The following is a 15,973-nucleotide window of genomic DNA, read 5'->3' on the forward strand; positions in this document are numbered from 1 at the left end:
TTCGGCGAGATCGGATCGCTGGCTGGGAACGTCTCTTCCACCGCTTCGTCGAGCAACTGATCCTGCCGCTCCTCAAGATCGTCACCCGGTTTAAGCTGACCGGGAGCACTGGCAGCCGCAAGATCGGCCTTGGCCTTGCCGGGGTCGTGCGGGTGGTCGTTGGCGTGATCAGTACTCTTGGTCGGGTCGATCATCCGCGTGCTCCTACGCCTGGAGCAAACCAATGAGCGGGCTCTGAGGTGGTTCGCAAATTGAGTCGATCACCTGCCCCTCAGGAATATTCATGCTGAAACCCTAGCACGCGCTCGATGTTCTGGTAGCCGCAGAGCACGCGGCCGAACGCCAGCGTTGACATGCAGCAGCACGCTTAGCGGCTCGCTGAAACGGCCAGATGAACGCTGACAATCTTATGCTGCGCGACCGCGACGAGCATCAGCGCCGTCGCGGTCGCACCCTATTCCGGCACAAGGTCATGAGTGACTTGTTCCAGGGACCGTACCCGGCGACTTGAGGCACCCCTCAATGAAGAAGGCCCGTCGCCGGCCGCTGCCAGCTGGACGAGGCTATCTCCCGTGTCGAGGTGCCCTGTTACAATCCCAGGTTAAATCTGATCCCATGTTAAAAAAAAGAATTTTCTTGAACCTTCCTAGCGGCACATCGTTGCCGGCTTATCACAGGAAAGGCAGCCTTTATGCGCTCAAAACTCATGCTATCTGGTGTGGTTATTACTTTGTCTATGATCGGCGCTACGTCTGCCCAAACCCTGCCCCCCAGAGGACCTGGGGCAGACTATCCGGCGGCGACAGGTGCCATCATCGAGCGCCAGTCAAACACGACCGGCAACGTACCAGACTTGGTCATCGCCCCAGGTGCCACGGGCGCCGAAACCATCACTACCAACTCGGCGGCCGGTGGCAATGCGCGTTTACCAGAACGCCCCGTGCCGAACGGCAGTGCCGGTAGCGGTGGAGATCCTGGCGGCGGCGGCTAACTGCGGCTACAGAAATCCGCTCCCCGAATGCCCCTTGAAGGCGTTTGCCCGGCGGATGTAGCCGACGACGGTCCGGGTATCCCGGTGCCCGGACTGATCCATAATTCTAGTGCATTGACGCATTCGGAGGATTCACAAGAGGCATGAGCCGTGCGAGTCTGAGGCATGGCTCAGACTGTCTGCGTGATCCCGAGTGCCGCCGACCTGGCGCACCTTTCCGCCATCGTCGCCGATCGGGCGCGGCCCCTCAAGCACATCCAGCGCGCCCGCATCGTCCTGCTCTCGGCCGAACGCCTCTCCGTTCTCGATGTCGCCCAGCAGGCGGGCGTCAGCCGGCCAGCCGTCTGGCGCTGGCAACAGCGCTACGCCGAAGAAGGTGTTGAGGGACTGCTGCGCGACAAGACCCGTCCGCCTGGCAAGCCACCTCACTCCACCGACACCGTCGCCGAGGTGCTCGCCCTGACCTGCTCCGAGCCGCCCGGTGAGGTCACCCACTGGACCGGCCGCGCCCTGGCGCAGGCTGTCGGGATCTCCCTGCGCTCGGTCCAGCGCATCTGGGATGCCCATCGCCTCCAGCCGCATCGGGTCCGCAGCTTCAAGCGCTCGAACGATCCAGCCTTCGCCGAGAAGGTCGAGGACATCGTCGGCCTCTACATGGACCCGACACGCCACGCCGTCGTGCTCTCGCTCGACGAAAAGAGCCAGATCCAGGCCCTCGAGCGCACCCGTCCGAGCCGACCCGTCACACCAGGTCGTCCCGAGACCCAGACCCACGACTACGTCCGTCACGGCACCACGACGCTGTTTGCTGCGCTCAACGTGCTGGAGGGCACGGTGATCGGCCGCTGCATGCAGCGTCACCGCCACGACGAGTTCCTGCGCTTCCTCAATACGATTGAGGCCGCGGTGCCGGCCGGTAAACTGATCCACGTGATCCTGGACAACTATGCCACCCACAAGCACCCGAAGGTGCGAGCCTGGCTGGCCCGGCATCCGCGCTGGATCTTCCACTTCACTCCGACTTCGGCCTCGTGGATGAACGCCGTCGAGGGCTTCTTCTCGGCCCTGACCCGGCGCAGGCTGAGGCGGGGCAGCTTCAGCGGGATCGTCGACCTTCAGGCCGCGATCAACCGCTACATCGCCGAGCACAACGACAGCCCAAAGCCCTTCGTCTGGACCAAGCCGGCCGCCGCCATCCTCGATGCCGTCAACGGCAACGCTGCACCATCCGAATGAGTCAGTGCACTAGCTAAGAGCGCCTCACAGAACCGCTCGATCTGGTGGAGTGTGATGATGCTGGCCTGGAGGAGCGTGAAGGCCTCGTAGATGTCGGCGCGCCGTTCGTCACGAACGGGCAAGCGGCGGGCGCGGTTGAACCAGGCATGGCTGCGCTCGACCACCCAGCGATGCCGTCCGAGCCGGTCACTTCTCTCGATGCCGCGTCGGGCAATCCGCGACGTGAGGGAACGAGCTGTTCGACAAGGCGATGCAGGATCGGTTGGTAATCGAGCTGGTACGGCGCCGTGGGGCGACCGCCGCGCTTGGCGATGAGTGGGCCTCTCTCCGCGGGGAGAAGCTCCGGAAGGCCATCGAGCTGGTGCGGAAAATCAAGCCGTGACCCCGCAGCGCCTCGAAAGCCACGAGCACTTACAGCCCAACATCGGCGGTGAGGTTGCGGGCGAACAGCTCCCCGTCTCGGATGTAGCGGCGAACTGTCTTGTGAGCGGGCGTCAGTGTTCACCGCCCGTCGACACGGGCCAAGAGCCGTTCCCACACGCCCAGCCGCGCCCAGCGGATGAAGACCTGCGCGGCCTGCCACCACCGCCCGAGTTCCGCGGGGATGACGCGCCACTTCGCGCCGTTCTGATGCCGCCAGAGGATCGCGCTGAGAGTGCGCCGCAGGTCCTGCAACGGCGTCTTGCCCTTGGGCTGGCAGGCGTCGACCAGCGGCTCCAACTCAGCCCATTGCGCGTCGCTCAGCATCACCCCTCCTGGCAGAAGGACCGCTACCACGGCAATTTCACATCAACGACAGGGAGCCGTAGCAAAAACGCTTGCAATCCCAAGCAGCAGTGCAACAATGCAGAAGCGAACTTGCAGCCGAGGCGGCGAAGGATGCTCCGGCAGTACCTGCTCATCGGGATTGCGATCCTCTGCTGCGGGTTGGCGCCAGGCCAAGTATCCGCGCAGGCATACACCATCAACGATCATGGCAAGGACTGCGCGCGCGAGATCGGTCCGATCCCGCCCTTCAGCTGTCTTGACGGAGAGATCATCCCGATCACCCGCGACGGAGCTCCTATCTCCGACAACGCCCACGTTCCGCATCAGAAATGCGACCGGCCTCCGCTGCTCGGACTTGGGGGCTCGGACGGACAATGCGTGCCGTTCTCCCGGCTTGGCACCTTGCCCGGAAAGACCGCGAGCGGGCAGGATGATCCCAACCTCCAGTGGACGTTCATCTGTCGACGATACCGAGTGCGTACGGACAAAAATTACCCACTCTTCGAGGATGTCGCCGTTATCGGGCACAATAAAGCGAGCGGTGCGACCTGCTTCTTCCAGACCCTCTCCTCAGGAACGAGCGATGGCATCAAAGCAACGCGGGTTCCCCCTCCTGCGGAAGACGCATTGGCCACTCCTCCCGGCGAAATCAAAGCGGCAGATTTCTGGCTTTCGCCCCAGGACACCGCCAATATCAAATGCAACAAATGTCACGACAATGACGCGTTTATCCACACGCCCCACGTCAGTCAGGTGCGCCGGATGGTCGGCGGCCAGAGCGTGGAGGTTGTGCCTCCGGGACCAAATCTCAAGGCGAACCCGCCGGAACCAAGCCGCTACAAGTTCATCGGGCAGCCATTCGAGCAGGACTGGCCGGCTCCGAAGCGGATCCGCCCCCTCGGCAACCTCTGCACCAGCTGCCACAACATCGGAACACTCGACTCATGTAATCGGTTCACCAAGCTGGCTACCGGAAGAACATTACCAACCAATATCAGCGATCTCGGGAAGACCTTCCCCCATTCACATTGGATGCCGCCGGACAATGCGTCCACCGGGATCACCCTGGCGCAGTGGAAGGCCCTGTACGACGCCTCAGTTGACAAAATACTTGCGTGCTGCGCCGCGCCTGGAACGCTATCCTGCAAAATGCAAGGCTTCGACCACTGACGGGAGGTAACGATGCCGCTGCCGAACGGAACCGCCACCCTTAAAATCCATCCGGCCATTGGCTTCGCCCGTCTGTCGAGCAGCTCCGACCATTATATCTTCGGCCAGCCGCAGCATCCCTTGCAAAAATACAAGAGCGGCAAGCATATCAAACGCCAAGCGGTGCAATTCCGCATTTTTGCGTATGATTCGAACAACAATGGTCTTGAGGAGCTGACGCCGAAGTGGCTGGCGGACAACGGCTACGACGCCGTCTGGCACGTACGTGTGGCTAACCGGAAGACTGCTAAGATGCGTAGCGACGACGGTTACGTTATTTCCGCCACCGCGCGATCGAACGCGAACGGTGGAAAGCTGGTCGGTCGCTGCGGCGATTTCCAGGATGGGCAGCAAATTGAGCTCGGGAAAATCGGGCCGGACGGGACCTTCGAGCCTCCCGCCGCGCGTGTCCATGCGGCCGTGACTGGTGCGCCGATTCCGCCGAGCGGGATGTACGACCAGAATTTCAGCGACAACACGTCCGATGGGATCGTCAGCGTCCAAATCATCGACCAAGCGACAAACCAGCCTATTACGATGCCCACCTTCGACGCTTGGATCGTTGTGGGCCCGCCCGACTTTGCTCCCGACTTTGACGACAGGGGCGAAATAAATCTTGAGTTATATTTGCAAGAGCTCCTTGTTCTTCCCGGTCAAAACCCAACAAACCCAGTGAACCAGCAAGCTCGATTCATCGATCGCCAAGTGCTGCAGCGCGGTACAGCGATGTTCAGCCCTGGTATTGAGATCTCGACACCTGAGGAGGAGATGTTCTACGATGGCTCCACTTTGGGTGATCGTGACGAGGTGCGGATCAGGCCTGGCAGCAGCATCGGAGCGCCGGGCACGCTGCCAGGCGAGGTCACGCTCGGTCTTTGCAGTCCTTGGCAATTCGATTTCCGAGCTTGCACCTGCAGTTTCTGGCCTAATCAAAGGCCAGACACCGCGTTCTCGGTCGACCTCAACCAGGAGGTGAACTGGCGGCGTCGAATGGTGGACGAGCCCGGAGACAATCCGCCGGGCGGGCTCCTCGAGACGAATGCCGATTTCGTCCACCACGTGTACGAACTCGGGATTATCCGCAGCGAGGGCGGTCGACCCGTCGAGCGGGAGCGGGACGACGACATCGAAGCAGACATCGGCTGAGGAACGACCGCGATGCACCTCTCAGCCGCGAGATCACGGGCGCACTCGACAGAAGCGCGTTTCCATCTGTTCGCGTCCGGCGACGGTCACGGCGTGCTGATCGCGGACGGATCGCGGATTCACCGGATCAGCGACGAGATCGCGCGGTTACTCGACTTCGCGGCGTCGAGCGGCCGAGCAGAGGTCGCGGACGAGGTGTTCGAGGCGCTCGGCATCTCAAGCCGGAGCATCATCGGCTCGGAGCCTCCGGCGTCCATGCCCGTCCGGGCGTTCTCACTCGCCATTGCCCAGAAGTGCAATCTCGGCTGCAGCTATTGCTATGCTGAAGGCGGCGATTTCGGCGGCTCCTCGAAGAGCATGACCGACGAGGTCTCGCTCAAGGCGGTACGCGTGCTGTTCGACGGGGTGCAGGCTGGGGAGAGCATCAAGCTCGCGTTCCTCGGCGGGGAACCTTTTGTCAATCGCGCCGGCCTACGCGGCGCGACGGAGCTCGCGGTCGAGCTCGCGCGCGAACGCGCCGTGCGGATTGCGTTCTCGGTGACGACGAACGGCACCCTCCTGACCGAGGACGACGCCGAGTTCCTGGCCCGCCATCGCTTCAACGTGACGGTTAGCCTCGACGGCGTCGGCGCGAAACACGACGCGTTACGGCCGTTCAAGGACGGCCGCGGCAGCTTCGAGCGGATCACCGACCGGCTGCGCCCCGTCCTCGACCGCCAGGACCATATCGACCTCGCGGCCCGGGTCACCGTCACGCCCAGGAATCTCGCCCTACTCGAGACCCTCGAAGGGCTCGTGGCGCTCGGGTTCCGGACGGTTGGATTCTCGCCAATGCTAAGCTCGCCGGCCGGCCGGGACGAGATGTCGCCAGGCGACCTCGAGTGCATGCTGGAACAGATGATTGCTTGCGGCGAAGCCTTCCGGGCAAGCCTCCTGTCTGGTCGGCCCCACGCCTTCTCGAACCTGGCCACTGCCTTACGCGAGCTGGACCGTGGAACCCATCGTCCTTACCCGTGCGGGGCAGGCGCAGGCTATTTCGGTGTCTCGGCCGACGGGGACCTTTCGGCGTGCCACCGGTTCGTCAACGAGCCGGCCGGTGCGATGGGGACCCTCGAGTCAGGGGTGGATCCGGCACGCCAATCCGCGTGGCTCAACGAGCGTCACGTCCTGCGCCAGGAGCCCTGCCAAAGCTGCTGGGCGCGTTTCCTGTGCGGCGGCGGTTGCCACCACGAGGTCATCCATCGCGGACGGCCTGCATGCGACTACATCCGCTCCTGGCTGACCTACTGCCTGGGCGCCTATGTCGACCTGCGCGAGCCCTGCCGCTGGTGGTTCGACGGCTTTCCTGCCGGAAACGCGTGAGGACGCCGGTCCACATCTGCGTGGTGGGCGGCGGGCCTGCGGGCATCGTAACGGCGATCGAGCTGACGAGGCTCGGCTTCTCGGTCCATGTCGTCGATGCCGGGCACGCGAAGGCGCACTGGCCGGAAGTTGCGAGCCCTGACTTGATCGCCTTGGCCGAAAAGCTCGGGCTTCTGCCCGCGCTCGCCAATGCCGCTGTCGGCCATCTGTCCCGCAAGATCGTCCTGACATCGCGTCGGGGGCTTTCCGGCGATCACGCCTCGACCGGGTGCTTGGTCCTTGACCGGGCCCGCCTCGCGGCCTCGCTGCGGATGGCGGCGATCTCGAAGGGCGTCGTATTCTCGATTGGGACAGCCGGACGAATGCGTGGATGCGAAGGAGCACTGGAAGTTCCGATCCTCGGCTCGCCGCGACAGGCCATCATCGCGCGTCAGGTCGTCCTTGCAGGCGGTCGGCGGACCCGCGGGCCCGGCCGGCTGGAGCTCCTCGGCGAGCGTCGCGTGACATTCTATGGGATCGCCGAAAGCAGCTTAGTGTCGGTCGGGACCAGCGTCTTCGAAGGGGACCAGGAGGAGTGGTCCTGGGCTGTGGCGATGCGAGACGGCCTGCACATCCTGACGTCAACCTTGGCGGGGGCCTCATCACCCCAAGCCGCTCTGGACCGGAGCTTGCGACCTTACCGTAGAAACGGTCCAGCACGACTGATCCGCGGGACCGATTCGTCACTGAGAGCGGCCAATGAGGCCCTGGGCGACCACTGGATCCGCGTGGGCGACGCGTTGGTCGCACCGAGCCCCCTCGCGTCCAATGGCTTGTATGCCGCGATGCTGTCGGGCGTGCAGGCAGCGAGAGTTCTGAACACCCGGATGCGGGCAGGCGAACGATCGCGAATTGCGGCGGAGTTTTACCGCAACTTGCAAGCGGCGTCAGTGAGGAGTTCACAGGCCGCCGTCGATCCGGGAGCGAACGCCAGCGGCGGGACTGTCCTTCTCCCCGCCATGGCTACTACGGATGTGCAGGAGTTATTCCTTCGGCCTGGTCTCGCGATTACTAATGTGCCCGTGCTTCAGGGAGATCTAATAGACGAGGCACCCGCTCTCATCTGCCGTTCCGGACGTGCTGTCGCCTTTGTCGACGGCTTGCCGGTAGCCGAACTGATCAGGCCCCTGGTGGACGGGAAATCCCTGGCAACGGCGGTTGGGGAATGGGGGCGGCTGTCAGCTGAAACTTGCTCGAGGTTCGCGTCTTTGCTGATCGCTGAGGCCTTCGTGTGCCCGAGAAATGCATGCACGCCCCCGAAGAGACCTACATCCCCCTAGCCGACGTCACATTGGCCTCTCGCTTAGGTGTATGGTCCCGGAATGAGGTAGTGCGGATCGATCTTGAACCGGTCTGGGTCTTTGGTCCAGGCCTGACAGATGGTTTGGAACGGGGTCTTCCAGCGCAGCGCCTTGAGGTGCTTGGCGAAGTTGTAGGCCGTCACGAAGGCCAGTACATGCACCTTCAAGCTCTGTAGATCATCGTAGTGGAAGACCTTGACGGTCTCATCCTTGATCGTCCGGTTCATGCGTTCAGCCTGCCCATTGGTCCAAGGATGGTAAGGCTTGGTCAGGCGATGTTCAATACCGTGCTCGATTCAGACGCGATCGAAAATGTGCGGGCCCAGAAACCGCCGGCTCGGCCCCCTCCTGTTCTTTGGTAGATCAGCGAAGGCCATGCCATTGTCAGTCAGGACCGTGTGGATCTTGTAGGGAAAGGCTGCCACCACGTTCCGGAGGAACGCCGATCCTTCCATCTTGCCGGCACTCTCATAGAATTCGACATAGGTAAACTTCGAGATCCGGTTGATCGCCAGGAACATGACCAGCTTGCCCTCGGCATGGCGCAGCTCGCAGCTGTCGATATGCACGTAGCCGATCTCGTAAGTCTTGAACCGCTTGCGCGTCTGCGCCGTCTCGGCTGCCGGAAGACGAGAGATGCTGTTCCGTTGCAGACAACGATGCAGGGCCGAGCGGCTCAAAGGGGGGATAGTATCGCGCAGGCAGCCTAAAACATCGTCGAGCGGTAGCAGCGCTCGCCTTCGGAACTCGTCCACAATCGCCTCTTCAGCCGGCGTCAGGACTGTGCTTCCGGGCGTCGGCCCGATCGGCGCATCGGTCGTCACCGTCCGCTTGCCCCATTTCGCGACAGTCTTCGGGTCCAGGCCATACTGGGCGGCAAGGGAGCGGCTACTTTCTTTCGACGCTTGGAGCTCGGCTCGAATACGCGGCGTCGTGCGGGCGCTGCCGTGAAGAACTCCTGCCATACTGCATCCTCCGCCTGACGCGTCAGCGCCGATGATGCACCATCACACTCCGGGACTGCACACCTAGGGTCCCCAGGCCTCAACCTGAGCATAATAGCGCGCGCGTGCCCAAACGTCGTTGCAGTAATCTCCTCCCGTCGTACCAACGTCCGAGTTTGGTGCAGCCTGGCCCCGACCACCGTTGTAGCGCGAAACGGCCGTTTGCAGCTGCGCCGAATCGGTCAGCGCTCCGAAATCCGACTGAACACGCTCCAGCTTTGCTTTGAGTATGTCAGAAGCTTGGGATATATGTGCCTGTCCGAACGGACCCTCGCTGTTGTCAGCCCTGTAGGAGCGATCGTCGATTTGCATAAGGCCATAGCCATGTCCCCGATCACCAAAGCCGTCCTCATCGAGAGCGCTGCCGCCTCGGGACTCGCGACTTGCAATTGCGGCGAGAAGTGCAGGCGGCAGGTCGTTCTCAGCAGCGGCCACCATGTACCTAGCCTTGAATCGCATTACTCGAGCGCGGTCTGTCTGCGCCATTGTTTCAGAGGCAGCAACTCCACCTCGCAGTCCATCCTGGCGGGCCGTGCGGTCCGACGCGCCGCCGGGCTCGAATGTAAACAGAATCGCGTTGAGAGCGCCGGCAGGCCCGGAATCTTCCTCGACAAGATCAACAAAGAAGGCCGCTACATAACCATGCGCCCCGTCGTGATCGACCTCAAACCAATCTCGCCGAGAGGCACCGCCTACTTCGTAATCGTCCCCGTCCACCTTCCGTAGGATCGCGAGCCGAGTGCCCCGGGTGAGGCTGGCTAGAACGCCCGAAGCCTCCTGCGGTTGAGCGCGCAAACGCAATCGGGTCGTAACGCGGTCGCTCACTCGCCCGACCTGGGGTTCCGGGTCCACATAGAACGCCCCGACAAAGCCCTGGACTCCATTCAGCTCTACCTTGAGCCAATCCTTACGAGTGCGTCCGGATGCCGGGTAATCGCCTCCCTCAACCCGCCCAAGAATTTTGAACCGGTCTCCCACCCTAAGTGTTCGCCGGACGGCGGCACTGGTGCTTGGTCCATCGCGAAGGTTCAGACGGCCCGTGATACGAGGGCTGACCAAGCCGAAAGCTGCATCAGGGAAGGGAAATTCTGGAGTGTCGTCCACCTCCATGGAAGCGAGGTCCAGAAAGTCCGTCGGATCGAGTAGGTCGCTGCGGCGATTGAACGGGCGCCGCCGGACCGTTAGCGGGCCGACCGCACTTCCTGAGTAGAGCTCCAGGTGCAACATAGAGTTTCCGCTACTAAGACGGCCAACGAATCCGATCGTTTGACCTTTCCTGATCGCGACTCCTGCCCGGTTGAGCCCTGGCACCGTATGGGACATTTCTCCGTAGCGAGCGATATAATTTCCGTGATTCACCTCCAGTGCGATGGTGTTATCATAAAAAGTTCTTGGTGGCTGAACCACGGTGCCCTCGTCCATCGAGCGAACCGGGGTTCCAGGCGGCGCTTTCAGGTCGCAGGCGGCATGGAGGCGGGCGCCACCATCCCGCCTGTAGCGAAATTGGCGCCCGCCGGTTTTGTACGATTGGGTTGGGCGCGCATGCAGCGGAAAGAGCGGAATTAATTGCAGGAAATCCCTCGCGTTCTCATTGAGCTTTGCGAGGGTGCGTCCGCCAGGATCAACTCGACCGTCAGCTAATGTCGCGTCAGTGACTACTCGCCTTTGATATACCTCGATCCGCTCCAGGAGCTCATCGTCGATATCGCCAAGATCTGGCAAATCAGCGAACGGCACTAGCAAATGACGATTCTGGTTTAACAACGTGCGGATTACCCTGACATCACTCGCCTCGTTTACAGCGTTTCTTCCCACAGATCTAGAAATATTTGGCATATCGTTAACTTTCCGGCAGAAGAGGGGCGCGCAGTCTCTAATTGGACGTCAGCAGCTTGGTGCGGCGACAACCTTGAACAACGTGGAGGGAGACTTACATGGCGATGGGCGGCTTGCACGGGCTAGTGGCAAGTAGCGCTTGCGAGATGAGAGCATAGCTTTGCCCCTTCGACTAACTTCTATAGGCCGTCGATGGCCCCGCTGTATAGCATTGCTCATGCTGGTTGTCACCAGCATTGCCGTCACCCCAATCAGCTCCGCAGCACGACCAGAGATTAAGAGACCGAAGCCCAACGCGGAAAACGCGCAGAAGAGGTATCTGACAGAAGTTGCGGCAGTAATTGGTCTCAATCTCCGCAAATTAGAGTACAGTTCACCTGAGCAGCGCCCCGACTCCGCGGTAACTGCGGCGATTAGGACTGCTCGCCCGGAGTACAGCTCCATTTCTGCTGCTGAGCTTACCGCCGGCGCAGTAGCTCCCCGCTACCACTACTCTCGAGTAGACCTCAATAGAGATGGAGACCTCGAGGTCCTCGCCTTCATCGTCACACCCAGATGCGGTACCAGTGGCTGTCCGGCGCTGATCCTTACGCCGCAGGGAAGCGGCTACCGCGTGATCGGCGACTTGGTCGGGATTGAAACGCTCATTCTAGTCGGCGAAGCGGAGGGCAACAGCTGGCGGAAGCTGCTCATCCCGAAGGTTGGTGGCGGAAGGGGGGCGGAGTTTCGGCTGCTCTCGTTTGATGGCGGAAGCTATAAGGAAACCTCCGGAACCGCTGCCCAAGCTAGAGCAGATACATGGCGCACAGCGATCATCATCGATCGTGTCCGTTGGAACACGCCCGGCCACTCCCTCGCAGAGCATGCAGAACCCCGTTCATCTAAAAGCTGCGCCGCACGGGGTACTGGAGCTTCCTCCATCGGATCCATCGCGATCGGAGCCAGTGGTGATAAGATACGGAACGTACTTGGTGAGCCTTCGACGAGATCCGCTCGGGAACTCTGGGATGCCGACGGACTGGAGCATCAGCGCTGGAGATATCCCAAGCAGGGCGTGTCGATACTGCTCGCGTTTGAAAGCCCCAATCATGTTGGGCGGGTGGAACAAGTCGAGGTGACCGCCCCCTCCAAGCTCAAGACACCTTGCGCAATTGGGATCGGCTCCTCGAGAGCTAAGGTTCATGACGCCTATGGTGCGACTCGAACGGGAGCATCTGCTCCGGGTCGCATGATGATCGGTGAAGAGCAGGCCGGCTTGGAATTCATGTTCAGTGGCGGACGCGTGGTGAAGATGCGACTTGGGAAGTCCTCAGAGTAAAAAGTTTGGGCCCAGATGTTGCAGCGAGACATCACACGGCTCTTAACAATGCTATCTTCGCTGGGCACTGTCGAGAGCATCTTACCTCTGTGCGTTTCTTGAGGACGGGGTGCCGGAAATATTTATTCCAGACGAGGGTATCCGCGTGTCGCGGACGCAAGCCAGTGTCTAGGTGTATGGTCCTGGGATGAGGTGTGACGGGTCGAGCCTGAACCGGTCTGGCTGTTTGGTCCAGGCTTGGAGGATTGGTCAGCCCCCATCGGAGTGGTCCGGCCTGAAGTATGGCTTTGAGCCGACGGAGGACGGACGCGATGGGAACGAAGAAGCACAAACCGGAAGAGTTATTGCCAAGCTGCGGCAGGTGGACGTGCTGGTCTCGCAAGAACAGAGCGTGGCTGACGCGATCCGGGCGATTGGCGTGACCGAGGTCACGTATTACCGCTGGCGCAAGGAGTTCGGTGGGCTGAAGTCCGACCAGGTGCGCCGGATGAAGGAGCTGGAGACCGAGAACCAGCGGCTGCGCAAGGCGATCGCGGATCTCACCCTCGACAAGCTGATCCTGCAGGAGGCCGCTCGGGGAAATTTCTGAGCCCCGCGCGCCGGCGCGCCTGCATCGAGCATGTCCGGACCGTGCACACGGTCTCCGAGCGCCGCGCCTGTCGTGCACTCGGACAGCATCGCTCGACGCAGCGCAAGGTGCCGCGGGGGAGAGACGACGAGGCGGCGCTCCTGGCTGACCTAGTCGGGTTGGCGCGCCGGTATGGCCGCTATGGCTACCGCAAGATTGCCGCCCTGCTGCGGGCGGCAGGCTGGCTGGTCAACGACAAGCGGGTGGAGCGGCTGTGGCGGCAGGAGGGGCTCAAGGTGCCGGCCCGTCAGCCTAAGAAGGGCCGGTTGTGGGACGGGGATGGCTCCTGTGTCCGGCTGCGGCCCGAGCACCGCGACCACGTCTGGTCCTACGACTTCGTCGAGGCGCGCACGCATGACGGGCGCAAGGTCCGCCTGCTGAACGTCATCGACGAGTTCACCCGCGAGTGCTTGGCTATCCGGGTGGCCCGCAAACTCAAGGCACCGGACGTGATTGATGTGCTTTCGGACTTGTTCATCCTGCGCGGCGTGCCTGCGCACATTCGCTCTGACAATGGACCGGAATTCATCGCCCAATCTGTGCAGAAGTGGATCACCGCCGTGGGCCTAAAGACGGCCTACATCACGCCTGACTCACCGTGGGAGAACGGCTACATCGAGAGCTTCAACGCGAGGCTGCGGGACGAATTGCTGAACGGGGAGATCTTCTACTCTCTGCGGGAGGCGCAGATCCTGATCGAGAGCTGGAGGAGACACTACAATGGGGTTCGGCCGCACGCCTCCCTGGGCTATCGCCCGCCGGCCCCGGAGGTGTTCGTGCCAGCTCTGACCGCTTGGCCGGCTGCGCTCGCCCGACCGGCTCCGCCGGCCAAGCTACCCGTGGTGGAAAGGCCCACGGTCCACTAACATTCCACTCGGGCCACCTCGTGGGGGCTGATCAAATGTATGGATCGACGCAACCATTCGCACGAGCATTGATTTTTAATATTCAAGTGTGCATATATCAGTGAAATCACACCCAATTAAATCGTGCTTATGGCGCTCTCTACTAGAGGGACGCCAAGAAGCGGCTAACTCCTGGAAAGCCTTCCTCCACAACAGCGACGAGCGCTACAGACAATCAGGCGGTAGAAAGCGCACGCTGACCAAAGCATGACTATTGCCTAGGATATATCATTTTTGAGTTTTATTTTATAAAGCAATTCTTTTAGCCGCCTTTACGGCAGTCTCCACTGTATTTTTACCGTACCAAGCAGCAGCCGTCGTAGCAACAACAAGATTTTGAACCATGAGATCGATGTCGCAATATTTCAATACTACCGTGGCACCCGCTAAAATTGGCATTCCAGTTGCAATATCAATGATTATTTGATTTTTTTCTGACCACCATTTTGACAGAGCATTGGAGAACACAACAACAGATTCAACTGCTTCACTTGTATTTGCATTTTTATTTATATTTTCTATATCAGATGCAATCTTGCTAAATCCATCAATAAATACATTCATTAGATCTACTTTACTGTCTCGCTCCTCAATCGCCTCAGGGCTATTTGGCAGTTCTGAATTTAAGTTTTTAATTTCGAGCTTAGCCAATCGAGCCATTGCCAAAGCCAATATTTTTTGTTCTCTCCATCGCTTTTAATATGTTTAGATATTTTTTTAGTATTTTTTCTTTGTTTTTATTGATATTAGGCTTTATGTTTTCATCTATTTCTGCATTTGTTTCGATATTTACAATTTCTGAGTGCTCTTCTAAATCTTTAACATGTAAATAGAACGAAAGTTGCGACAATAACCGGTTGTTTTTCTCTAAAATGTATTCTGCGTCGACTATTTTTCAGCAAATATCGCATATATCAATTCTTTCGGATCTAGAGGATCGAATTAGCTGCTTTTAAAAGCTTCATGTGCTTTTTCAAAAGCCAATCTTAGCATTGCAGAAACTCGTGAAAGAAAACATTTCTGTATTTTTACTGCTGATGTAAATAGATGGAGTTTCTAAATTATTTATTCTATCTAACTCGCGTTGAATTCTTTTGAATGCACCTCCAAAATTTAACCTATTCTCTTTGGCAATCAAATCTATAATATTATCGCTCCCCATGGCTAATAGTAGAAAATCTTCAGGTTCGACCATTCCGCGATTTTCTTTAGTTATAATATATATTAAGGAAATCATTATAAATCTAAGATGTTCGGGAACATTCCCATCAAACGTCGCAACTGTCATTGTTGTCTTATCTCCCATTACAAAAGTGAGTTCAACTTAGAGATAGGGTGGCATCAGGAGCTTACGATCATAATGTACACTAGCTTTGAGGGCAAGGTTGCCAGGATCCCAAACATTGGACATATGGATTGGAATTTGACTTAGATGGATACGCCGGTTGCGAGATAGCCCTTCCATATTACCGCCTTATCGCACTTGGACGTGGCTTGTGATTGGCCAGGGCTGCCCCGGGCCGTAGGCGCTAGGCGCGCGCTGTCGGCGCCGGCGACGACTCGGAAGTGTTCCGTTTTCGTTCCATGCGATCCGGCTTCCGCTTCCACCCGTCGTACTAGACAAGGTACGGCGCGCGCCTCGTCCTCTCGTTTCACTGCCCAATCTGCAAGCACAAGGCCTAGATGCCGGCCATGGAGATCCCACTCCCGCACGACCTCGACATGAACCAGGTCGGGTACCGGATCCGCTGCACGCAATGCGGCAGGCGGGGAGGGATTGACGTAGTCCCGGACGGAGCCGGCTGGCTGCTCTACCTGCGGGCTACCGGGCAGCGCACCGCTGGCCGTGGTATGCGGGCATGATCCACGACAATCCCACCGGCCCCGCACGACAGGGCGACGCGACCGGGCCGGGCGATGCTACAAAGCAGCCTTGAGCACCCGGTAGACGCTCGCTCGCCCGATCCCCAGTTGACGGGCGATCGCCGAGGCGCCGGCCCCCTCCCCTGCCAGCGTGCGCACTGCCTCCGGATCGACCGTGCGCGCCCGCTTGTAGACGCCAGCCGCCTTCGCCGTGGCGATACCTTTGGCCTGGCGCTCGCGGCGCAGGTTGGTGTCGAACTCGGCGAACGCACCGAGCATATCGAGGAAAGCCATTCCGGCGCGCGTGCTGCCGCCTAGATCGTAGCCGCTCAAGTGATGATCGCACGCCTACGACAGCGTGCTGCGT

10 protein-coding genes and 5 pseudogenes are annotated in these 15,973 nt (G+C 60.0%); 7 read left to right on the forward strand and 8 right to left on the reverse strand.

Annotated elements, in window-relative coordinates; translation table 11 throughout:
- A pseudogene (locus MFF64_RS33670) lies at positions 1-194 on the reverse strand (hypothetical protein); the annotation flags it as partial.
- 962 nt (positions 195-1,156) lie between these two features.
- On the opposite strand from MFF64_RS33670, the gene MFF64_RS33675 reads away from it, so the two are divergent.
- Complete coding sequence (locus tag MFF64_RS33675) at positions 1,157-2,227, forward strand: IS630 family transposase (RefSeq protein ID WP_165795791.1); 1,071 nt, start codon at positions 1,157-1,159, stop codon at positions 2,225-2,227.
- Positions 2,228-2,253: 26 nt separating this feature from the next.
- Here MFF64_RS33675 and MFF64_RS33680 read toward each other — a convergent pair.
- A pseudogene (locus MFF64_RS33680) lies at positions 2,254-2,460 on the reverse strand (transposase); the annotation flags it as partial.
- 268 nt (positions 2,461-2,728) lie between these two features.
- The gene (locus tag MFF64_RS33685; RefSeq protein ID WP_425324389.1) at positions 2,729-2,974 is read right to left on the reverse strand and encodes a transposase; all 246 of its coding nucleotides are present in this window, start codon (positions 2,972-2,974) and stop codon (positions 2,729-2,731) included.
- 132 nt (positions 2,975-3,106) lie between these two features.
- Here MFF64_RS33685 and MFF64_RS33690 point away from each other — a divergent pair, with 132 nt between their 5' ends.
- From MFF64_RS33690 to MFF64_RS33705, 4 genes are read left to right on the forward strand one after another with little or no spacing between them, the layout of a single operon-like run.
- Positions 3,107-4,165 (forward strand): hypothetical protein, encoded by a 1,059-nt coding sequence (locus tag MFF64_RS33690; RefSeq protein ID WP_238193522.1) that lies wholly within the window; start codon positions 3,107-3,109, stop codon positions 4,163-4,165.
- Positions 4,166-4,177: 12 nt separating this feature from the next.
- Positions 4,178-5,350 carry a LodA/GoxA family CTQ-dependent oxidase gene (locus tag MFF64_RS33695; protein ID WP_238193523.1) on the forward strand — a complete coding sequence of 391 codons (1,173 nt, stop codon included), beginning with the start codon at positions 4,178-4,180 and terminating at the stop codon, positions 5,348-5,350.
- Positions 5,351-5,362: 12 nt separating this feature from the next.
- Entirely contained in the window at positions 5,363-6,712 is a 1,350-nt protein-coding gene (locus MFF64_RS33700; protein ID WP_238193524.1) for a radical SAM/SPASM domain-containing protein, read from the forward strand.
- On the forward strand, positions 6,709-8,031 hold the full coding sequence (locus MFF64_RS33705; protein ID WP_238193525.1) for an NAD(P)/FAD-dependent oxidoreductase: 1,323 nt from the start codon (positions 6,709-6,711) through the stop codon (positions 8,029-8,031). The genes MFF64_RS33700 and MFF64_RS33705 overlap by 4 nt, the downstream gene beginning before the upstream one ends.
- A 23-nt stretch (positions 8,032-8,054) precedes the next feature.
- Here the strand turns inward: MFF64_RS33705 and MFF64_RS33710 are convergent.
- Together MFF64_RS33710 and MFF64_RS33715 are read right to left on the reverse strand one after the other, a co-directional pair.
- Positions 8,055-9,017 (reverse strand): annotated as a pseudogene (locus tag MFF64_RS33710) (IS481 family transposase).
- Between the two features lie 63 nt (positions 9,018-9,080).
- Positions 9,081-10,820 carry an SH3 domain-containing protein gene (locus MFF64_RS33715; protein WP_238193526.1) on the reverse strand — a complete coding sequence of 580 codons (1,740 nt, stop codon included), beginning with the start codon at positions 10,818-10,820 and terminating at the stop codon, positions 9,081-9,083.
- A gap of 289 nt (positions 10,821-11,109) precedes the next feature.
- On the opposite strand from MFF64_RS33715, the gene MFF64_RS33720 reads away from it, so the two are divergent.
- A complete protein-coding gene (locus tag MFF64_RS33720) occupies positions 11,110-12,210 on the forward strand; it encodes a hypothetical protein (protein ID WP_238193527.1) in 1,101 nt (366 codons plus the stop codon).
- Between the two features lie 311 nt (positions 12,211-12,521).
- Positions 12,522-13,704 (forward strand): annotated as a pseudogene (locus MFF64_RS33725) (IS3 family transposase).
- A gap of 285 nt (positions 13,705-13,989) precedes the next feature.
- Here MFF64_RS33725 and MFF64_RS33730 read toward each other — a convergent pair.
- From MFF64_RS33730 to MFF64_RS33740, 3 genes and pseudogenes are all read right to left on the reverse strand, one after another.
- Complete coding sequence (locus MFF64_RS33730; protein WP_238193528.1) at positions 13,990-14,415, reverse strand: hypothetical protein; 426 nt, start codon at positions 14,413-14,415, stop codon at positions 13,990-13,992.
- Between the two features lie 301 nt (positions 14,416-14,716).
- A complete protein-coding gene (locus tag MFF64_RS33735; RefSeq protein ID WP_238193529.1) occupies positions 14,717-15,031 on the reverse strand; it encodes a hypothetical protein in 315 nt (104 codons plus the stop codon).
- A 632-nt stretch (positions 15,032-15,663) separates the two neighbouring features.
- A pseudogene (locus MFF64_RS33740) lies at positions 15,664-15,915 on the reverse strand (helix-turn-helix domain-containing protein); the annotation flags it as partial.
- Positions 15,916-15,973: the final 58 nt, after the last annotated feature.

This window comes from Methylobacterium frigidaeris, assembly GCF_022179185.1.
GTDB lineage: Bacteria > Pseudomonadota > Alphaproteobacteria > Rhizobiales > Beijerinckiaceae > Methylobacterium > Methylobacterium frigidaeris.